General features: G+C 72.7%; 12 protein-coding genes. 6 read left to right on the top strand and 6 right to left on the bottom strand.

The annotated features are described in order from the left end of the window. Positions 1-54: 54 nt before the first annotated feature. Together OG519_RS32425 and OG519_RS32430 are read right to left on the bottom strand one after the other, a co-directional pair. A complete protein-coding gene (locus OG519_RS32425) occupies positions 55-549 on the bottom strand; it encodes a hypothetical protein (RefSeq protein WP_405591639.1) in 495 nt (164 codons plus the stop codon). Then, entirely contained in the window at positions 546-962 is a 417-nt protein-coding gene (locus OG519_RS32430) for a cupredoxin domain-containing protein (RefSeq protein ID WP_405591642.1), read from the bottom strand. The genes OG519_RS32425 and OG519_RS32430 overlap by 4 nt, the downstream gene beginning before the upstream one ends. Before the next feature lie 630 nt (positions 963-1,592). Between OG519_RS32430 and OG519_RS32435 the strand changes: the two genes are divergently transcribed. Further along, positions 1,593-5,669 (top strand): discoidin domain-containing protein, encoded by a 4,077-nt coding sequence (locus tag OG519_RS32435; RefSeq protein WP_405591645.1) that lies wholly within the window; start codon positions 1,593-1,595, stop codon positions 5,667-5,669. 113 nt (positions 5,670-5,782) lie between these two features. Here the strand turns inward: OG519_RS32435 and OG519_RS32440 are convergent, their stop codons facing one another. Then, entirely contained in the window at positions 5,783-6,286 is a 504-nt protein-coding gene (locus OG519_RS32440) for a hypothetical protein (RefSeq protein WP_405591647.1), read from the bottom strand. 101 nt (positions 6,287-6,387) lie between these two features. Beyond that, positions 6,388-7,053, bottom strand: coding sequence for a thioredoxin family protein (locus OG519_RS32445; RefSeq protein ID WP_405591650.1), 666 nt, complete (start codon positions 7,051-7,053; stop codon positions 6,388-6,390). 256 nt (positions 7,054-7,309) lie between these two features. Here OG519_RS32445 and OG519_RS32450 point away from each other — a divergent pair, with 256 nt between their 5' ends. The 5 genes from OG519_RS32450 (at position 7,310) to OG519_RS32470 (ending at position 15,646) form a co-directional block, all read left to right on the top strand. Next, positions 7,310-8,269, top strand: coding sequence for an ABC transporter ATP-binding protein (locus OG519_RS32450; RefSeq protein WP_405591653.1), 960 nt, complete (start codon positions 7,310-7,312; stop codon positions 8,267-8,269). Continuing rightward, positions 8,266-9,099 carry an ABC transporter permease gene (locus OG519_RS32455; RefSeq protein WP_405591656.1) on the top strand — a complete coding sequence of 278 codons (834 nt, stop codon included), beginning with the start codon at positions 8,266-8,268 and terminating at the stop codon, positions 9,097-9,099. The genes OG519_RS32450 and OG519_RS32455 overlap by 4 nt, the downstream gene beginning before the upstream one ends. Positions 9,100-9,699: 600 nt before the next feature. Then, positions 9,700-13,044, top strand: coding sequence for a GH92 family glycosyl hydrolase (locus OG519_RS32460; RefSeq protein WP_405591659.1), 3,345 nt, complete (start codon positions 9,700-9,702; stop codon positions 13,042-13,044). Between the two features lie 159 nt (positions 13,045-13,203). Then, a complete protein-coding gene (locus tag OG519_RS32465; RefSeq protein ID WP_405591661.1) occupies positions 13,204-14,451 on the top strand; it encodes a hypothetical protein in 1,248 nt (415 codons plus the stop codon). Positions 14,452-14,668: 217 nt separating this feature from the next. Then, positions 14,669-15,646, top strand: coding sequence for a helix-turn-helix domain-containing protein (locus OG519_RS32470; protein ID WP_405591662.1), 978 nt, complete (start codon positions 14,669-14,671; stop codon positions 15,644-15,646). An 82-nt stretch (positions 15,647-15,728) separates the two neighbouring features. Here OG519_RS32470 and OG519_RS32475 read toward each other — a convergent pair whose 3' ends face one another. Further along, entirely contained in the window at positions 15,729-19,916 is a 4,188-nt protein-coding gene (locus OG519_RS32475) for a carboxypeptidase regulatory-like domain-containing protein (RefSeq protein ID WP_405591665.1), read from the bottom strand. A 306-nt stretch (positions 19,917-20,222) separates the two neighbouring features. After that, entirely contained in the window at positions 20,223-21,077 is an 855-nt protein-coding gene (locus OG519_RS32480; RefSeq protein WP_405591668.1) for a TylF/MycF/NovP-related O-methyltransferase, read from the bottom strand. Positions 21,078-21,083: the final 6 nt, after the last annotated feature.

Below are 21,083 nucleotides of genomic sequence, written 5' to 3' on the forward strand. Positions count from 1 at the left end.
GCCGGCCGCCCGCTCCGTGGCGCGCGGTGGACAAAGGCGGACAAAGGAAGAAGCTCAGTGGACCCGCGGAGGGCGCCGGCGGCGCAGCCGCGGGTGCGGCTCGATGACCAGCAGGACGGTGGTCGCCACGATGGTGACCGCCTGGGCGACGACCGCCACCACCTTGTCGTTGCTCCAGATGGGCTCGTACAGGTTGGGGAAGGGGCCCCACGCGCCGACGTTGTCGTACCGGTAGATGAGCAGGAGCGCGAGGCCGCCGGCGGCGACCAGCCAGCCGAAGGCCGCGGTGATCGGGCGGCGCCAGACCAGGAGGAGCAGCGCGGCGAGCGCGGCGAAGCCCGCCTCGAGACGGAAGAGGTCGCCCTCGCTGATGTCCGCGGAGACCAGGTCGTACTGCGGGGCGAGCGACGCGTGGACATACGCGTCCACCGCCAGGCCCGCCGCCGCGACCGCGCGGATCGCGAAGTACAGCAGGTGGACGCCGGCCGGGCGGCGCCAGGCCGAGGGCGTGGCGGATTCCTTCGCGTGACGGGATCTGTTGGGTGTCACTTGACCGTCAGGGTGCCCTTCATGAACGGGTGGATGGTGCACATGTAGTCGAACTTCCCGGTCTTCTTCGGCGCGGTGAAGGTCTTCTTCTTGCCGGCGGCGATGTCGCCGGTGTTCCAGGCCTTGCCCGTGATGGCGGTCAGCGTGTGGGTGGTCGAGTCCTTGTTCATCACGGTGACCTTCGTGCCCGGCGCCACCGTCATCTTGGCGGGCTTGAAGGCGAAGTTCTGGATGATGATGGTCGCCGGGTGGGCGCTGCCGCTGCTGCCCGCCGCCGAGGCGCTCGAAGAGACATTCGCGGAGGCGGTGGAGCTCGCGCCCGAGCCGCCGCCCGAGTCGGAGCAGCCGGTCAGGGTCAGCAGCGCGCAGACGGCGAGGAGCCGCCGGCGGGACACACGGGTCTTGCTCGGCATGGGCCAGCCCTTCGGGGTGACGAGGCGGAACGGGTATCAGCGGGTGCTGCGCACCGTGCCCACTCGCACGCGGGCGCCTCCGCGACACCCTGGCCGTCCGGAACGCCGCGGCCGGCTCGCACCGCCCACCACGGGGCGCGGTGCACTCGTACCGGTGAAGGTTCGCGGCCATTTGCCCGTCGCGACCGGGTGCCCGCGGGCGCTGGCACCGCGCGGCTCGCATGTGCTCGTAGGTGACGGACCGTCACCGCGGGCGCCCGCCGTCATCACCCCGGCTGGCGGTGGCCGGCGGGATCGCCGAAGGTCCCGGGGGCGCGGCGCGGGGCCGAGACGGCGGCTGGGCCCCGCGAGGCCGCGCGGGGCCCACGGGACCGCGACGTCTCAGCGAAGTCAACCGTCGCTCGCGACGGTTCGTCAAGGCCCGGAGCCTCATGTGTCATTCGTCCGGAGTGTCGGGGTGAAACATCCGGTTCGTCCGGAGTCGGCAGCCCCTTTCGCAACGGTCACCGCGACAGGTCTTGACAAGAAGCCGACGGGGATTACAGCCTTTGGCAACGTTGTCAGGCGAACTCCGCGCCCCGCGCCGAGCCACTTGCTCCGTCGGCTCACCTGGGATTGGACCCATTGCACATGTCGAATCAGTCGTCACACCCGTCCCGCCGATCGGTCGTCGCCACCGGTTCGACCCTGCTCGCCGGCTTCGGCCTCGGCGTCGCGCTGCCGGGAACCAGCTTCGCGGCCGAATCGGGCAAGGGAGCGGGTGGGCCCGCCGCGCGCGGTGAACTCGCCTCCTACCGACCGGTCTCGGTCTCCTCCACGGACTACGCGCCCACGCCGGGCGAGTTCGCCGTGGACAAGGTGGGCACGGTCGGTGTGCGCGGCACCGGGTGGCGCGCCGCCGACGGCGACCCGCAGTGGATATCCGTCGACCTCCAGGCGGACTGCTCGGTGGACTCCGTCCGGCTCACCTTCGAGGCCACCGTCAACGACCCGGTCTTCACCCCCTCGACCAGCGGCAATCCGCGGGACAGCACCACCGGCCAGGAGATCCTGTCGAGCTGCGCGGTCGACTTCGTGGTCGAGACCTCCCGGGACGGCCACTCCTGGACCAGCGTCTACCGGACCACCTCCGGGACCGGCGGCGTCGTGGACATCCCGCTCGCCACGCCGGTCGTCGCGCGCTGGGTGCGGCTGACCGTGCGCAAGCGGTCGAACGCCAATCCGCTGGGGCTCAACGGCTTCGAGGTGTTCGGCACGGCTGCCGGGCACCGGCCCGCCGCCACCGGCTGGACCGACTGGGGCACCCACGACCACCAGGCGCCCGAGCTGCGGGTCGCCGCCGACGGCACGGTCCCGCTGGAGTCGGGCTGGACGCTCACCATGGACGACTGGGCCGGCGGCGAGGGCGCGGACCTCTCCCGTACCGCCGTGGACACCAGCTCATGGCTGCCCGCCACCGTGCCCGGCACCGTACTGACCTCGCTGGTGGACCAGGGCCACCTGCCCGACCCGGTGTCAGGTCTGAACAATCTGCGCGTCCCCGAGGCGCTCTCCCGGCACTCCTGGTGGTACCGCCGTGGCTTCGAGCTGCCGCACGATCTGCCCACCGGCGCCGGCCGGCACGTCTGGCTGGAGTTCGACGGCGTCAACCACCAGGCGGACATCTGGCTCAACGGGCAGCAGGCCGGCACCATGACCTACCCCTTCGCCCGGTCCGCCCACGACGTGACCAAGCTGCTCGCCGCCCACGGCGAGCAGGCGCTGGCGGTGAAGATCACCCCGATGCCCTTCCCCGGCAGCCCCGGCGACAAGGGCCCGGAGGGGCTGTCCTTCGTGGACGCCGGCGCCACCATGATGAACCGCAACTCGCCGACCTACCTGGCCTCGTCCGGCTGGGACTGGATGCCGGCCGTGCGCGACCGCGTCAGCGGCATCTGGAACCACGTCCGGCTCCGCTCGACCGGCCACGCGGTCATCGGCGACCCCCGGGTCGACACCAAGCTGCCGAACCTGCCCGACACCGGCAGCGCCGAACTGACCATCACCGTCCCGGTGCGCAACGCCGACACCGCCGACCAGAAGGTGACGGTCGACGCCTCCTTCGACGACGTACGGGTGTCGCGGACGGTCACCGTGCCGGCCGGCCAGAGCGTCGACGTGGTCTTCGCCCCCACCGCCTTCAGCGGCCTGCGGGTGCGCAACCCCAAGCTGTGGTGGCCCAACGGCTACGGCGCCCCCGATCTGCACGAGCTGACGCTGACCGCGTCCGTCGGCGGCGCGCGGAGCGACCGGCGCACCACCCGCTTCGGTATCCGCCAGTTCGGCTACGAGTACGACACCCCGCTGCCCTTCACCGCGGGCGGCGACGCCTACACCCAGAGCCTCGACGTCGGCCCGCAACTGGCCCAGCACGTACGGGTCAGGTGTCTCACCCGCGCCACCGGCTGGGGCTCGTCGCTGTGGACCCTGTCGGTGTTCGACAGCGCCGCGCCGAGCACCGACCTGGCGCTGCACAAGACGGCCACGTCCTCGTCGGTGGACGACCCGGCCGACCAGCCCGGCAACGTCACCGACGGCAACGACGCGACCCGTTGGTCCTCCTCCTTCGACGACGACCAGTGGATCGCCGTCGACCTGGGCTCCGCGGTCTCCTTCGACCGGGTCGACCTGGTGTGGGAGCAGGCGTACGCGCAGACGTACGTGGTGCAGGTCTCCACCGACGGCTCCGCGTGGACCGATGTGAAGTCCGTGGACAACACCGCGGTGCCACTGCCGTTCAACGGCGGTGACGCCAGCCTCCAGACCGAGGACTTCACCGCCCGTACCGCCCGCTACGTACGGATCAGCGGCGGCGCGCGTGCCACGAGCTGGGGCAACTCGCTGTGGACCCTGTCGGTCATCGACAGCGCCTCGCCCGGCACCGACCTGGCGCTGCACAAGGCGGTCACCGCCTCGACCGAGGACCCCGGCAACGTGGCGGCCAACGCCACCGACGGCAACCCCAACTCCCGCTGGTCCTCCGACTACCTCGACAACCAGTGGATCCAGGTCGACCTGGGCTCCTCGGTGACCTTCGACCGGGTCGTCATCGTCTGGGAGGCCGCCTACCCGAAGACCTATGTCATCCAGGTGTCGGACGACGGCAGGACCTGGACGGACGTCGCCAGCGTCGACAACGCGCCCGAACCGCTGAAGATCAGTGTGAACGGCGTCCGGGTCTTCTGCCGCGGCGGCAACTGGGGCTGGGACGAACTGCTGCGCCGGATGCCCGCCGCCCGGATGGACGCGGCGGTGCGGATGCACCGCGACATGAACTTCACGATGATCCGCAACTGGGTCGCCTCCAGCGACCGGGAGGAGTTCTTCGCCAGTTGCGACGAGTTCGGCATCCTGGTGTGGAACGACTTCCCCAACGCCTGGGCGATGGACCCGCCGGACCACCAGGCCTACAACGACCTGGCCGCCGACACCGTGCTGCGCTACCGCATCCACCCCTGTGTGGTGGTGTGGTGCGGGGCCAACGAGGGCAACCCGCCGGCCGCCATCGACACCGGTATGCGCACCGCGGTCGAGTCGCAGGCGCCCGGCGTGCTCTACCAGAACAACTCGGCCGGCGGCATCATCACCGGCGGCGGCCCCTACGGCTGGGTCGAGCCGGAGCGTTACTACGCGCCCGCCACATACGGCAGCGGCAGCTTCGGCTTCCACACCGAGATCGGCATGCCGGTCGTCTCCACCGCGGAGAGCACCCGCCACATGGTCGGCGACCAGCCGGAGTGGCCGATCGGCGGCGCGTGGTACTACCACGACTGGAGCACCCGCGGTAACCAGGCGCCGCAGAACTACCAGGCGGCCATCGAGACCCGCCTCGACACCGCCACCGGACTCGACGACTTCACCCGCAAGGCGCAGTTCGTCAACTACGAGAACGCCCGGGCCATGTTCGAGGCGTGGAACGCCAATCTGTGGCAGGACGCCAGCGGGCTGATGCTGTGGATGTCCCACCCCGCGTGGCACAGCACGGTGTGGCAGACCTACGACTACGACTTCGACGTCAACGGGACCTACTACGGGGCGCGCAAGGGCTGCGAGGCCGTCCACGTCCAGGCGGACCCCGACAAGTGGCAGGTCATCGCGGTCAACCACACCTCGGCGGCGCTCAAGGGCGCGACCGTGACGGCCCGCGTGTTCGATCTCGGCGGACGCCGGCTCGGCGCCACCCGCACGACCACGCTGGACGTCGCCTCGTCGGCCACCACGCAGGCGTTCGCCGCGGCCTTCACCGATGATCTGCCGGACTTCCACCTGCTGCGGCTGAGCCTGGCGGACAGCCGGGGCCGGGTGCTGTCGGAGAACACCTACTGGCGCTACCGCGACGCGGCCGACATGAAGGCGCTCAACAGCGCCAAGCCGGTGCGGGTTTCGGCCACCGCGGGAAAGGTGACCGGGTCGGGGGAGCGGCGCACCCTCACCACGAAGGTGGAGAACCGCGGCTCGGCGGTCGCGGCGATGGTCCGGCTCTCGCTGCTGGACGACCGCAGCGGCGACCGGGTGCTGCCGACGCTCTACAGCGACAACTACGTATGGCTGCTGCCGGGTGAGTCGCGGACCGTGACGCTCTCCTGGCCCGCCGAGGCGCTCACCTCCGGCCGTCCAGCGGTGCGGGTCGAGGGCTACAACGTGCCCCGGACGGTGGCCAGGAGCTGACCGACCGGCCCGGCACCGGGCGAAGGTGGCGGTCCCCGCCGGGCGTTCCCGGCGGGGACCGCCACGTCGCGGTGCCGTAGCGGTGCCGGGTCCTCGCCGGTGCGGCGCGCCGGTCAGATCTGCGGGACGGCGAGGGTGACCGGGTGCTCCCGCACGGGTGCCAGACAACGGGCGGGGGAGCACGCGCCGTAGGTGACCCGCAGCCGGGCGGGCGCTGAGTCGTCGGTGGCGGCGAGCCGGGTGGTGAGGTGGAGGGTGACCGGACCGTCCGGATAGACCGGCAGCGTCACGTCGAGACCGTCGAGCCGCAGGCCGTACGGCCGGTCGGAGGCAGTGACCGCGCCGACGGGGCTGAGCGGCGGCGCCACCGCGAGCCGGGTCGGGATGCCGAGGCCGGCCACGCCCTGGTCGGGAAGGGTCAGGCTGTAGAGGTGGAAACCGGGCTGCTGCGGCTTCAGTGTCGCGGTCACCGCCACGGTGTGCGCGGTGGACCTCTCCAGCGTGACGGTCACGAAGACTCCGCCGTCGGCGAAGGAGGCGCTGGTCCGAGCCGGAGCGGCGGTGGGCCGGCCGCACCCCGTGGCCGCCACGGCCGCGCAGAGCAGCGCCGCTGCCAACAACCAACGCGACACGGGTCGTTGGCGATGGTCCGGGCGTGGGCCGGTGCGTGGATCCCGGCTCGCGGGCCGGGCGGACCGGTGGCGCGGCCGGGGTCCGCTCACACCCACTTCTTCAGGAAGTCGTCGACCTGGGACTCCGGCATGCTGCGCGCGTTCGCGAACTCGCCCTGGTCCGTCGCCACATCGAGGTGGCCCTTCGCGTCCACCACGGCCAGCGCCGGGATACCGCTGGTCTGGAGGTTCACATAGCCCGCGGTCAGTCGCAGATTGTGGTCGAACTCGCCGACGTCCACCCGGACCAGGTGGTACTTGCCGAGCAGCGCCGCCGTCGAAGGACGGGTGAAGGTCTTCCCGAGCACCACGCAGTCCGGGCACCAGTTCGCGCCGAAGTCGATCAGCACGGGCCGGCCGTCCTTCGCCGAGGCGGTGCGGGCCGCCGCGATGTCGGCCGCCGCGTCACGCGCGGGGTCGTAGTCCCCGGCGACCGGCGCGGCGGGCGTCGTGGCGGCGGCCGAGGGGGTGACCGACGGGGCGGTGGTGGCGGAGCCGGGGACGGTGGCCCCGGGCGCCGACGCCGACACCGTCGAGGCCTTCGCGTCGTCGCCCGCGGACGAGCCGCAGCCGGTGAGTGCCAGCGCCAGCGCCGACGCGGCCGCGACCCCGATCAACCGCGCCGGGACCGTCCCCGGTATCCGCGCCCCGCCTGTCACCCGTCCGTACCGCTTCACCACATGCCCCCCGTCGGCCCACAGATCAAGCGCCATTTAACAGCCCCCGCGCGACCGGTGAGAACCACCTTCCCGCCTCGCCCGCGGTACGGGTCCCGCGCGGGCTCCCCGCACCCTCCCCGGACGGCTGACCGCCGACCGGCCCGCGGCCTCACCCGAATGACCGAACCGGCCGCTGACCAGCGGCGAAGTACGGGGTCGCCCGCGAGGACAGCACGCCCGGCGGGCCTTAGCGTGGACATCGGCAAGACCGCCGTCGGTGCGGGGCTAGGGCGACTCGGAGGGCCGGTCCATGATCGAAGTACGCCAGCTCGTGAAGCGCTACGGCGCCAGGATCGCCGTCGACGGCCTCGATTTCACCGTCAAGCCGGGAGCGGTCACCGGCTTCCTGGGACCCAACGGCGCCGGGAAGTCCACCACGATGCGCATGATCGTCGGTCTGGACGCGCCGACCAGCGGCACGGTGACCGTGAACGGCCGGCGCTACGCCGAGCACCGCGCCCCGCTCCAGGAGGTCGGCACCCTGCTGGAGGCGAAGTCCGTGCACCCGGGCCGTACCGCGTACGGCCATCTGCGCGCGCTCGCCCTCACCCACGGCATCCCGCGGCGCCGGGTCGAGGAGGTCATCGAACTGGCCGGCCTCACCAGTGTCGCCCGCAAGCGCGCCGGCAGCTTCTCACTCGGCATGAGCCAGCGGCTCGGGGTGGCCGCCGCGCTGCTCGGCGACCCCGAGACGATCATGCTCGACGAGCCGGTCAACGGCCTGGACCCCGAAGGTGTGCGGTGGATCCGCCATCTGCTCACGGGGCTGGCGGCGCAGGGCCGTACGGTGCTGGTCTCCTCGCACCTGATGGCCGAGGTGGCGCTGACCGCGAGTCAGCTCGTCGTCATCGGCAGGGGGCGGTTGCTCGCCGACACCACGGTCGAGGGGTTCATCGCGGAGAGCGGCCGGGGCACGGTCACCGTGGCCTGCTCGGAACCGGCCCGGCTGCGCGCCGCGATCGCCGGCCCCGAGGTCACCGTGACCGGCGAGCCCGGCGCCGAGGAGCTCACCGTGGCCGGCCGGACCGCCCGCGAGATCGGCCAGACCGCCGCCGACCTGGGCATCGCCGTCTACGCGCTGGTCCCGCAGGCCGCCTCGCTCGAGGAGGCGTTCATGGCGCTCACCGGCGAGTCGGTGGAGTACCACAGCGATCCCGGCGCACCCCACACCGCCGGTTCGCCGGCCCACCCCGCGAGGAGCCCGGTGTGAGCGGCCAAGCCGTCCTGGAGACCCCGCCCGAGCTGACGGCCCGGCCCGCCTACCGGGTCACCGGCCCACGGGTGCTGCGCGCGGAGTGGGCCAAGTTCTGGGCCCTGCGCTCCACCTGGATCACCCTCGGCCTCGCGCTGCTCTTCCTGATCGGACTCGGCGTCCTGTCCGCCGTCCACTACAGCTCCGACCCCGGCACCCGGCATCTCGGCCCCAGCCGCCCCACCGACGCGGTGGGGGTGGCGCTGGGCGGCCAGGGGCTGGCACAACTCGCCATCGGCGTCCTCGGGGTGCTGCTCACCGCCGGCGAGTACTCCACCGGGATGATCCGCTCCACGCTGACCGCGGTGCCGCGCAGACTGCCGATGCTGTGGTCGAAGACGGTGGTCTACGCGGTGGTGGTGCTGGTGCTGGCCACGGCGGCGGTGTTCCTCTCCTTCCTCGGCGGACGGCATCCGCTGGCCGGCACCCGCATCGCGACGGACCTGTCCGCACCCGGCGTGCTGCGCTGCCTGTTCGGCGCCGGCGGCTACTTCGCCCTGGTCGGCGTCGTCGGGGTGGCGCTCGGCGCGCTCATCCGGTCCATCGCCGGCGGTATCGCCACGCTGGTGGTCGGTCTGATGCTGCTGCCGGTGCTGATCGAGGTGCTGCCGAGCAATGTCTGCGACGACATGAGCCCCTACCTGCCGGGCAACGCGGGTTCCGCGATCTTCGCCCTCCAGCACGGCCCCGGGCTGCTGAGCCCGGTGGAAGGGCTGGCCGTGTTCGCCGGGTGGGCCGCGCTGGCACTGGTGGGGGCGGCCTGGCGGCTGGTGCGCACCGACGTCTGACCCCGCGGCACGAGCCCGTCGTCGACTGGGCGGCCGAGCCCGGGCGGGCTACGACATCCCGTCAGGTGCCGGCTCGGACCTCGCCTCCGGTGTCCGGCCGCCCACCACCGCCGACAGGCTCGCCTTCGCCCGCGAGGACGGCTTCCGCTGCCTGGTGAATTCCGGACCCGGGCCGGTCGCCCTGCCGACCGGCCACCGGGTGCCGCTGTCCAGCGGCCCGCCGGACCAAGGACCGGTGCCCGCCGACACCTGCGTCCGGCTGACGGCCGACTGACGGTCCGCCCGATCGGCCGCCCCGCGCCCGGACCCGGGGGTCGCGGGGCGGCCGACCGGACCAAGCCCCAGGCAGCTCCCCGTACTCCCCGTACTTCCCTTACAACATCGGGCTTCCCCGGTCTTCCCCGGTCGTCCTCGGCGTCTTCCAACCCTCCTTATCCTCCGCCGACCCTTGACACCTTTCCGGCCCCGAGAGGAACATCTCTTGTTGATCCTTTGACAACGTTGTCGGACCGACGCAACTCACCCCGGGTGACGACCTCTTCCCCCGGGTTCGGTCTGCCTCCGCACCCCCGAAGGGCAGGAATGGTGCACGACAGATCCATGGACCGGACGAGCCGCAGGTCCGGCAGCCGCCGAGGCGTGGTCGCGGCGGTGGTCACCGCGGTGGCCGCCCTCATGGCCGGCGGCCTCGGCGCCGGAACCGCGACGGCCGCGCCGGCCGGTGCGACCGGCGACCCGGTCACGTACGTCAACCCCCTCATCGGCACCTCGAACGCCGGGAACACCTACCCCGGCGCCGTCGTGCCGTTCGGCATGCTGGCGTGGAGCCCGCAGAACTCGACCGGCGACCAGTTCTCGACCCCGGCGCCCGGCGGCTACCGCTACGACGCGACGAAGATCCGCGGCTTCAGCCTCACCCATCTCAACGGGGTGGGCTGCTCCGGGGCCAACGGCGACATCCCGATCCTGCCGTACGTCGGCGATGTGACCTCCTCGCCCAGCGCCGACACCAAGGACGCCACCTACGCCGCCACGTTCTCGCACGCCAACGAGACCGCCAAGGCCGGCTACTACAAGGTCGGGCTGGACAGCGGCGCCAGCGCCGAACTCACCACGACCGCACGTACCGGGACCGGCGAGTTCGGCTTCCCGGCCGACAAGCCGGCCAGCATGCTCTTCCGGACGTCCAACTCCGAGAGCGGCAGCACCGCCGCCACCGTGAGCGTGGACGCCGCGGCCCGGACGGTGACCGGCTCGGTCAGCGCGGGCAACTTCTGCGGCCCGCAGAGCGCCAACAACCGGCACGACGTCTACACCCTCTACTTCACCGCCCACTTCGACCAGCCCTTCGCCAAGGTCGGCACCTGGAAGGACGCGGCGCTCACCGCGGGCGCCACCGCCGCCTCCGGCGGTACCGGCTACGACGCCAACGGGAACCCGGTGTCGGGCAAGGGCTCCGGCGCCTATGTCACCTTCGCGCCGGGCACCGCCAAGGTGCAGGCCAAGGTGGCGATCTCCTATGTGAGCCCGGCGGGCGCCGAGGCGAACCTCCGCGCCGAGAACCCGCCGCACGAGAGCTTCGCGGACGTCCACGCGCAGGCCACCGCGGCATGGGACGCCGATCTGCGCAAGATCCAGGTCTCCGGCGGCGCCGCCGACCAGTTGAGCACCTTCTACACCGCGCTCTACCACTCGATGCTGGAGCCCACCCTCACCAGCGACGTCAACGGCCAGTACCTCGGCGGCGATCGTCTCACCCACAAGCTGGCGAAGGGGCAGCACGCGCAGTACGGCACCTTCTCCGGCTGGGACCAGTACCGCGCCCAGGTGCAGCTCCTGACCCTGCTCCAGCCGCGGATCGGCAGCGACTACGCCCAATCCCTCTACAACTACGCCCAGCAGCGCGGCGGCGAATGGGACCGGTGGCTGCTGGAGAACGGCAAGACCAGCATCATGTCCGGTGACCCCTCGGACGCCGCGCTGGCCGGCATCTACGCCTTCGGCGGCAAGGACTTCGACGTCAAGGGCGCGCTCGCCTCGCTGGTGAAGGCCGCCACCGTGCCCACCGCGAACGACTCCGACAGCGCCGGCTGCAACGTCGAATGCGTGGGCCAGCGCCCGGCGCTCGACCAGTACCTCAAGCTGGGCTACGTCCCCTCGGACAACTGCCACTGCTGGGGCGGCGCGGCCGAGACACTGGAGGACGCCGCCGCCGACTTCGGCATCTCCGAACTGGCGGGCAGCGTCGGAGACCACGCGGACCAGCGGAAGTTCGCCGATCGCAGCGGCAGTTGGAGCAAGGTCTTCGACCCCGACGCCACCGCCCAGGGCGGCTACATGCGCGACCGCGAGGCGGACGGCTCCTGGGCCGGCACGACCTTCACCCCCGACACCGGGAACGGCTTCGTCGAGGGCAGCAGCGCCCGCTACACCTGGATGGTCTACTCCGACGTGGCCGGCCTGGCGCAGGCGATGGGCGGCGACAAGGCGGCCATCGCCCGCCTCGACGCCTTCTTCCGCACCCCGGACGGCGCATTCGACCTCTCGGCCGACGACCAGACGCGTTACGACCCCACCAACGAACCCGACATCAACGCCCCCTACCTCTACGACTACTTGGGCGCCCCCTACAAGACGCAGGAGACGGTCCGCGCCGAAGTGGCCGGCCTGTGGACCGACACCCCCGGCGGGATCCCCGGCAACGACGACGCCGGCACCATGTCGTCCTGGTACGTCTTCTCCGCCCTGGGCATGTACCCCCAGGTCCCCAGCCGCGCCGACCTCGTGCTCACCGCGCCGCTCTTCCCGCACGCGGTGGTGCACACCGGGCTGGGCCGCACCATCACCGTCAACGCGCCCCAGGCCTCCGCGCAGAACCTCTATGTGCGCGGCCTGCGGACGAACGGCAAGACGTCGGACAAGCCGTGGGTCCCCGCCTCCTTCGTCACCCGTGGCGGCACCCTCGACTACACCCTGGGCGCCACCCCGAACACCGCGTGGGGCAGCTCTCCCAAGGACGCGCCGCCCTCCTTCCGCGACGGAGAGGTCCCCTTCTTCGCCGCGACCGACCCGAACCACGTCAAGATCGAGACCGGCGGCTCGGCCGACACCGCGCTCAGCCTCTCCACGCTCCAGGACAAGAAGGTCCGCGTGCACTGGACCGCGGCCCCGCCGGCCGGCATCACCCTGAAGCCCGCGGCCGGCGACGTCACCGTGCCGAAGGAGGGCGCGACCACCGCGAAGCTCACCGTCTCCGTCGCGGCCGGCACCAAATCCGGTGTCTACGCCATCCCGTTCACGCTCACCTCGGCCCACGGCGGCACGGTGCCCACCACCTGGCTATCGGTGACGGTCGGAGTGCGGGGCAGTGTGAGCTGGTACGTCAACAACGCGGGCATCTCGGCCGACGACGCGAACCCGACGGCCGACTTCGACGGCGGCGGCTGGAGCTACTCCGCCAAGGCGCTCGCCGACGCGGGAGTGACCCCCGGCGGTACGGTCTCCGCGGCCGGATTCGACTTCGCCTGGCCCCAGGTGACCCCCGGCGCCCCCGACAACATCGTGGTCGGCGGCGGTGACCAGGTGCTCGACGTCTCCGCGAGTTCGGCGGGCCACACCGAGCTCAGTCTGCTCGGCAGCGCCGCCTTCGGCGACACCAGTGGCGCGGTGACCCTCACCTACACCGACGGCACGACCCAGCAGGCCCAGATCGGCTTCAGCGACTGGACGCTGGGCGGCGGCTCGGCGCAGCCCTCCTTCGACAACGTCGTGGCGGTGCACACCACCTACCGCGACGTACTGGACGGCACGACCGATCCGGTGGGCACCGACGTCTTCGCGACGGCGCCCATCGCGCTGCAAGCGGGCAAGCAGCTCGCGAGTGTCACCCTGCCGGCCACCACGACCGGCGGTGACATGCACATCTTCGCGGTGGCGACGGCCTGACGGGCCGTCACAACCTGATTGTGTAGCAGGCGTTCCCGCCCCGCACCGACAGGTGGGGCGGGAACGGCCCTTTCCGCCCCGGCTGGGCCGCCGCCTCACGGTGCCCGCCCGGTCCGGGCCGATCGACACGGCCGCACCGGCACCGGCTAGCATCGGGCGATGTCGTCCACGCGCGCCGCACTGTCTCTGCTCGGCTGCCTGACAACCGGCGTTCTGCTGGCGGGCTGTGGCACCCCCTCCGGCGGGGCGGACGCGTCCGCCGGTCCGACGCCCAGCGCCGGGTCCACCACCCGCCCCACCCCCACGGCCGCCGCCGCCACCCCGAGTGCCGCCGTGGTGGCGGGGATCGGCAAGCCGGCCAGCCGCCCGCGCAGAACCGCTCCCCCCACCCGCCCGGCCACGGCCTCCGGCGGACCGCTCGACGCCGGCAATCCGGCCGGTCACGCGGCGGTGCCCGCCGAGGCGTCCGCCGTCGACACCTCGCACCCGGCCCGCACGATAGGCCACGGCACCGCCGCGAGCTGCACATCGGCCGCCGTGGTCGCCGCCGTCGCCGCGGGCGGCGTGATCACCTTCTCCTGCGGCCCGCGGCCGGTGGTGATCACCATGGCCGCCACCGCGAAGGTCGTCAACGCGGCCGCGCCGCGGGTCGTGCTGGACGGCGGCGGGAAGGTCACGCTCAGCGGCGGCGGCAAGCGGCGCATCCTCTACATGGACACCTGCGACCAGGCACAGGGCTGGACCACCTCGCACTGCCAGGACCAGAGCGAACCCGAACTCACCGTCCAGAACATCACCTTCGCCGACGGAAACTCCACCGGCGACACCGCCGAGGGCGGGGGCGGCGGCGCGATCCTCGTCAGGGGCGGCCGGTTCAAGGCCGTGCACACCCGCTTCGTACGCAACCGCTGCGACAGCACCGGTCCGGACCTCGGCGGCGCGGCGATCCGCGTCCTCGACCAGTACCACGGGCTGCCCGTCTACATCACCGACAGCACCTTCGGCGGCGCCCCCGGCGAGGGCGGCTCCTGCTCCAACGGCGGGGCGCTCAGCAGTATCGGTGTCTCCTGGGTGGTGCTGAACAGCGTGCTGAGCTACAACAACGCCATCGGCGACGGCGCGAACCCGGCCAGGGGCGGCACGCCGGGCGGCGGCAGCGGCGGGGCGATCTACACCGACGGCAACCAGTACACCGTCCGGGTGGCCGGCTCGGTCATCAAGCACAACGACGCCAAGGAGGGCGGCGGCGCGCTCTTCTACGTCAGCAACGACCACAGCGGCACCCTGGCGATCGAGTCCTCGACCCTGACCGGAAACCCCAGCCACGGCTTCTCCACCGCGGGCTACCCGGGCATCTTCTTCATCGGGGCCGGCCGGCCCCGCGTCTCCGCCTCCACCCTGGGCTGACCCGGCCGCAGCCGGACGGCTCCCTCCCCGGTCCCATCCCCGGCGGCCCGCGACGGGCCGCGACCGCCCGCGACGGCCTGCGATGGGCCCCGACGACCCGCGACGACCTGCGACGAAGCCCACTGACCCCGACGGTGTCGGACCCGGGGGACTCGGGGCAGGATGGGGTCGCGAGGTGGGTGAGGCATGCACAGGGAGGGGTGGCACGTTGCTGGAGGTGCTGGGACTGGATCACTGGCAGGAGACGGCGTACTTCGCTTTGCTGGACGGGCCCGCGCTGGGCATGGACGAGTTGGTGGGCCGCAGCGGCGTCGAACACGACACCCTCAAGGGCGCGTTGACCCGGCTGGAGGACCGGGGGCTGATATCCCGGCTGTCCGGCAAACCGACCCGGTGGACGGCGCTGCCCCCCGAGCACGCCATCGAAGTGCTCCTGCTGGCCGGCGAACGGGACATCCGACGGGTCCGCGCGCTCACCCAGTGGCTCGCGGAGAAGCACCGCAAGGGCCGGATCGGGCAGGACGCGGCGGCGCTGATCGAGGTGATCACCGGACCCGAGGGGGTGGCCCGGTGCGGCCAGCAGTTGTTCAACAGCGCCGAGCGCGAGGTCCGGGGCATCGACGCACCGCCGTACGCGCAGGCCAAGGACGGCTCCTCGGTGAACTCGAGCGCCAACGTGCACTCCCGGGGCGTGCGTACCCGCTTCATCTACGGCCAGGACAATCTGACCCTGCCCGGCACCATCGGGCGGATCGAGCACGACCTGGCCCACGGCGAAGAGGTGCGGATCCTGCCGCACGCCCCGATGAAGATCATCCTCTCCGACGAGCAGGCCGGGCTGATCCCGCTGGTGGCGACCCCCCAAGTGCTCGACTCCTGCATCCTGGTGCGTCCTTCGGCGCTGCTGGACGCGCTGTCGGCGCTCTTCGAGACGCTGTGGCAGCAGGCCCAGCTCTATGTGACCGCGGGGATCACCGAGAGCGAGCCGGCCGGCGCGCTGACCGAGGACGAACGGCGCATCCTGTCGCTGCTCGCGGTCGGCCTGTCCGACGAGGCGATCGCCCGCCAACTGGGCATCGGCCTGCGGACGGTGCAGCGCCGGGTGCAGGCGCTGCTGGTACGGCTCGGCGCGGGCAGCCGGTTCCAGGCCGGGGTCCTGGCGGCCGGCCGCGGCTGGTGGCAGCCGCAGCGCTGAGCCGCCCGCGCGTCGGGGCCGCGACCACCGTCAGACAGTCGTCGCGGCCCCGATCCCGCACCGCCGGTCACCCGGCGTGCCGCTACCGCGGCGCCAGCGCGAAGTCCGCGGTGACCGCACCTCCCTTGACGAGCTTGACCGTACGGGTGGCCGGCCGGTAGTCGTCAGCGGCGACGATGACCGTCAGCGCGCCGTCGGAGACCGGCCGCCACAGCCGGTAGCCGCCCTGGGCGTCGGTGGTGAGGCCGGTGCCGCCGTTCTTGGAGTCGACCTCCACCACCGCGCCGGGCAGCGGTGTGCCGTCGGCGGAGGAGGCGACGGTGCCCGAGAGCTGCCCCCAGCCGGCCGGCGCGGTCACCGACATGGTGACCGGGACGGTCAGCGACGCGTACGGGGAGTCGCTGTCGACCACCAGGGCGGCCCGGTGGTCGCCGTAGTCGGCCGCACCCATCGCGGAGGCGTCGAGGGTCAGCTTGACCGTGGCGGACCTGCCGCCCTTGAGGGTGAGCGAGGTGGCGCTCTCCGACAGCCACGGCACGTCCGGGTGCGCGGCGTCCCAGCCGGGAAGCTGCTCCGCCGACGCCGTGGTGGAGCCGTCGGCGCTCTCGCCGCCGAGTACGTACCAGCCCGGCGCGGCCTGCGCTAGCAGCAGCGGCTGCGGCAGTCCCGGCAGCGCCGACCAGGAGTCGGCGGCCGGGTCGTAGGCAGCGGACTGACCGGTCGTGCTGGCGGTCTCGACCTGCGCGCCGCCGGCCACCAGCAGCCGGCCGTCCGCGCTGGTCCCGGCCCCGCCCCAGAAGGGCGCCGGGGCGTCGGTGACTCGCTTCCAGGCTCCGGTCGCGGTGTCGAGCCGGTAGGTGTCCGCGGTGTCCCGGGCCGCGCCGTCGGCCGGCTCGTAGGCGCCGCCGGCACAGGTCAGCGTCCCCTCGACGGTGCCGCACGCGGAGTACGAGATCGGCTCCGGGTAGGGCTTGCCGATCGACCAGGTGTCGGTGGCCGGGTGGTAGATCTGCACATCGGTGGTGCCGCAGCCGATGGCGATGTCACAGCCGCCGATGACGTACAGCTGGTCGCCCGCCACACCGAAGCTGGAGCCGCCGTACCCGATCGGCGCGTCAGCGATCTGCGCCCAGGTGTCGGTGGCCGGGTCGTAGACCTCGCCGCCCGGGATGCCCCGGCCGGCCTCGTCACGGCCGCCCGCGACATAGAGCTTGCCGCGGATGAAGCCGTAGGCGGGGGCGAACCGCTTGGTGACCGGCGAGGCCAGCGGGTGCCAGGCGCCGGCGGCCTGGTCGTAGGACCAGAAGTCCTTGCTCCAGGTGCCGCCCGCGGTGGCGCCGAGGCCGGCGTAGAGCACCCCGTCGTTCACCGCGGCCAGGCCGCCGGAGACGGCGGTCGGCAGATCGGCGAGCGACCGCCAGCCCTGGGCCGCGGTGGTCGCCGCGGACCTGGTGGCGGTCACCGAGGCGGTCTTCCCGGTGGCGCGCGGCGCGGCCGAGTCGGGGGTGATCCGGGTCGGCGCCGAGGTGCCGGGCGAGACGGCGGCCGCGGTGGCGGCGCCGCCGAGATCCTGCTCGCCGAGGGTGAGGTCGACCGGCGAGCCGCCGCTGTTGGTCAGCGTCACACTCACCGTCTTGGTGCTTCCCCAGGCGACCGAGGCCGACAGCGAGGACTCGGCGGCGGTCAGCTTCCCCGGGTGCAGGGCGAAGTCGAGCGTCGTGGCCTGGTCGGCCACGACCTTCACCTTGCCGGTGACCGCGGGGTAGCCGAAGGCGGCCAGATCGGCGGTGAAGCCGCGGCTCCCGGTGAGACCGGAGAAGAGCCGGTAGAGGCCGTCGGCGACCGCCGGGTCACCGGGTGAGAGCACCGCGCGGGTGGTGTCGGCGGGCGCCGCGACACTGGTCACGGTCGCGCCCGGCACTCCGGCGCCGGTGTTGGCGTCGGTGACGTGGCCGACGAGCAGACCGCCGGGCAGCGCCTGGAGGCTGCGGGTGCCGATGGCCACGTCGTCCACCTCCCAGATACCGGTCAGGCTGCCGGTGTAGTGGAAGCGGATCCGGACCGAGGACTTACCCGCGTAGGCGTCCAGCGGCACGCTTTCGTGCGAGGGGCCCGGCACGATGTCCTCGTGGTGCCAGACGGTCGTCCAGTCGCCGCCGCCGTCGGTGCTGACATCGACGTCGGCGACCGCGCCGTCCAGCCGGTAGAGCGAGGGCAGCGCGTTCTCGAAGTCGAGCTGCGGTGTCTTCTCCGCGCTGAAGTCGTAGGAAGGGCTGATGAGTTCGGTGTCGACCGGCGCCCAGCCGAGGGCGAAGTCGTCGACACCGGCGAAGTGCCCGGTGCCGCCGGTCTGGTTGCCGCGGTTGAGGGAGTCGTCGAACTGCCAGCCGCCGGCCGGGGTGTTGTTCTTCACCGTCCAGCCCGCGGGGGTGGTCGCCGCGTCGAAGTGCTGCTGCTCACCGCCGTGGTAGCCGATCCGGTAGCCGGCCGGCAGGGCGCCGTGGCTGTTGAGGTCCGGCACCAGGTCCACTCCGGAGAGCGGCGTGGCGGCCACGGTGACGGTCCGGGTCACCGGCTGGTAGCCGGCGACGAGCGGATCGGCGTGCAGGGTGTAGTCGCGGTTCATCGGCACCGCGATCCGGTAGGCGCCGGTCGCCGGGTCGCTGAAGGTCTCGCCGGGCACGCCGTCCAGAGTGATCTTGGCGTAGACGCCCCAGCCGTGGCCGCTGTCCTTGACGGTGCCGGAGACGCTCTGCGACGGCACCGCCGTCAGCGCGATGTCCTTGGCCAGGTCGGTGCCGTCGGGCAGGTCGAGAGTGCCGAGGTCCAGGTCGGCGTAGCCGAAGGCGCCGGCCTTCGCCGGGTAGTCGCCGGCCGGGATGTCCAGCCGATAGCCGCCGTCCTTCCCGGTGGTGGTGTGGTAGTCACCCACGTCGACGGCGGCGCCGGCCACCGGCCGGCCGGTGGCCGCGTCGGTCACCGTGCCGTGCACCGAGGCGTGCGGTCCCGGCTTGAAGGCGGCCAGGCCGTTGGGGGTGCCGAGACCGGTCGGCGCGTCGTAGCCGGGCTGCGCGGCGCACAGATAGGCCGGATCGCAGTCGGGCGTGGTGCCGAAACCGCACTGCGCCGACTGCGGGCAACTGGCGTTGTCACCGGTCGTCACGTCGTTCAGCGCCGAACGGGTCTGGTAGGGGTAGGAGTTCGGGTAGGTGCCCGCGACCGGGCGGCCCGCCAGGGCGTAGGCGCCGGCGACGATCGGCGCGGAGGCGCTGGTGCCGCCGTACACGTTCCAGCCGCCGTCGGAGAAGGAGTTGTAGACCGCGACACCCGTCTCCGGGTCGGCGACCGCGCTCACGTCCGCGACGGTCCGGCCGGTGCAGCCCGCGTCCGTCTGGAAGGCGGGCTTGGTCTCGACCGCCGAGCAGCCGGAGCCGGGGGCGCCCCAGGTGCTGCTGCCGTCACTGTGGTTGACGACCGAGTTCCACACCGACTCCTGCCAGCCGCGCCCGCTGCCGTCGCGGGTCAGCGAGGTGCCGCCGACGGAGGTCACATAGGGGGAGGAGGCCGGGTAGCTGACGCCGTAGCCGCCGTCGCCCGAGGAGAACACCACGGCCGTGCCGGGGTGGTCGAAGTACGCCGCGTCCGCGGCCGGTTCACTCGGGTCGTCGGTGTAGGCGCCGTAGGAGTTGGAGACGTACTGCGCGCCGAGCGCGACCGCGGTGTTCACCGCGCCGCCCAGCGAGTCCATGGTGGTGTCGTCCGCCTCGACCAGCAGGATGTTCGCTTCCGGGGCGATCGCGGAGACCATGTCGAGGTCGAGCGAGATCTCGCCGGCCCAGCCGTCGTCGGGCTGCGGGTAGTCGGCCCCGCCGCGCTCGTCGACCTTGCGGAAGCAGCCGCTCTCCGCGGTGCAGGCGGGCAGCCCGTACTGCTGCCGGTAGACCGCCAGGTCGGCGGCGGCGGTCGGGTCGTCGTAGGCGTCGACGATCGCGATGGTGGCGCCGGCCCCGCCGTCGGTGGGCAGGCTGTACGCCGAGTGCAGGTCGGCCGGTGAGAGGCCGTCGGGGGCCGTCGCGGCCCCGGCCCGCTGAAGGCCGAGCGCCCGGCGGACATCGGTACGGCGGAAGGAGAAGCAGGTGAACGAGCCGGGCTTGGCGGCGCCGCACAGCGGTTCCGCGGCGACGCCGCCGGACGGGGCGCCGGTGGCGGCGGAGTCGGCGGCGGCGCTCTGCGGCAGCAGGACGGCGAGCAGGGCGAGGAGCGCGAGCACGGCGGTGGCCGCGGATCTCGCGGCAACACGCCTGGGAGCGCTCCCAGCCGGATCGGGCGCAGGCGGGGGTATCGCGGGCAAAGGACGTCTCCAGAGGGATCCGATGGTGCTGGACCGCGCCGCCGTTCACAGGTTGGCCGACACGGGGTGAACACAAGATCCCGGTGGGCCGTCCGCCCGGTCAACGCGGCCCGTTGGCGGCTTACCGCCGTGTCGGGTTCACGCCCGGAAATCGGCGAACCCGTAACAGCGCCTTGGCGCGCCGGACGTCCCGGCGAAACAATCGATCGCCCGCGAGCGGTGGCGCTACGGCTTCACCGCGACCCGGCCCTCGTCCATCCGGAGCAGGAGCAGACGCGCGCCGGTCTTCTCCAGGAACTCGTCGACCGCCTCCCGCGACCCCTGCCACCAGCCGTAGTCGTCGATGAGGAGGACCCCGCCGGAGGCCAGTCGCGGGTAGAGGTGCTCCAACTCGTGCCGGGTGGACGCGTACCAGTCGGTGTCCAGCCGGAGGATCGCGATCTGCTCGGGAGCGGCGGCCGGGACGGTCTCCTCGACCAGCCCCTGCACGTAGTGCACCCGCTCCCGCGGGTACGGGACCTGCCGGAAGCCCTGCTGGACGTCGTCCAGGGTGGCGACGGCCCAGATGGGACGGTCCTTCCCCTGCTTGGCCAGCAGGTCGGCGGCGGCCTCGCCGTCGCGGCGCAGGTCGCGGTCGGTGGGCGGCGGCATGCCCTCGAAGGTGTCGAAGAGATAGAGGTCGCGGTCGCTCTCGCCGACCGACAGCAGGGTCTGCGCCGCGGCCTGCATACTGCCGCCCCGCCAGACCCCGCACTCGACGATGGCGCCGGGTATGCGATGCCGGTTGACGTACCTGACGGCCAGGATGAAGGCGTTCAGCCGCTCGGGCGAGGTCATGGTGTACGGCCTGACCTCGGTGATGATCCGGCGCGCCTCGTCGTCGTAGTCGGCCGGCAGCTTCGGCGGGGCCGGCGCTTTGGGGGGCACGGGCAGTGCTGACTGGGCCGATTGGGCCGGCCGGGCCGACTGGGCGGACCGCGCGCGCCCCGGAGGCGAAGCGGCCGCGGGCCGCTTGGCGCGGCGCAGCTCGTAGCCGGTGAGTCCGGTCAGCGCTCGGTTGAACGTTCGTTTCCAGGCCATGCCAGG

Origin of the sequence: Streptomyces sp. NBC_01190 (genome assembly GCF_045039895.1) — a bacterium.
In the GTDB taxonomy this organism is placed as follows: Bacteria; Actinomycetota; Actinomycetes; order Streptomycetales; family Streptomycetaceae; genus Actinacidiphila.

Coding starts and splice junctions, on each gene's coding strand:
- OG519_RS32460 (WP_405591659.1), top strand. CDS start 9,700: ATGGACCGGACGAGCCGCAGGTCCGGCAGCCGCCGAGGCGTGGTCGCG.
- OG519_RS32435 (WP_405591645.1), top strand. CDS start 1,593: ATGTCGAATCAGTCGTCACACCCGTCCCGCCGATCGGTCGTCGCCACC.
- OG519_RS32430 (WP_405591642.1), bottom strand. CDS start 962: ATGCCGAGCAAGACCCGTGTGTCCCGCCGGCGGCTCCTCGCCGTCTGC.
- OG519_RS32480 (WP_405591668.1), bottom strand. CDS start 21,077: ATGGCCTGGAAACGAACGTTCAACCGAGCGCTGACCGGACTCACCGGC.
- OG519_RS32465 (WP_405591661.1), top strand. CDS start 13,204: ATGTCGTCCACGCGCGCCGCACTGTCTCTGCTCGGCTGCCTGACAACC.
- OG519_RS32445 (WP_405591650.1), bottom strand. CDS start 7,053: ATGGCGCTTGATCTGTGGGCCGACGGGGGGCATGTGGTGAAGCGGTAC.
- OG519_RS32450 (WP_405591653.1), top strand. CDS start 7,310: ATGATCGAAGTACGCCAGCTCGTGAAGCGCTACGGCGCCAGGATCGCC.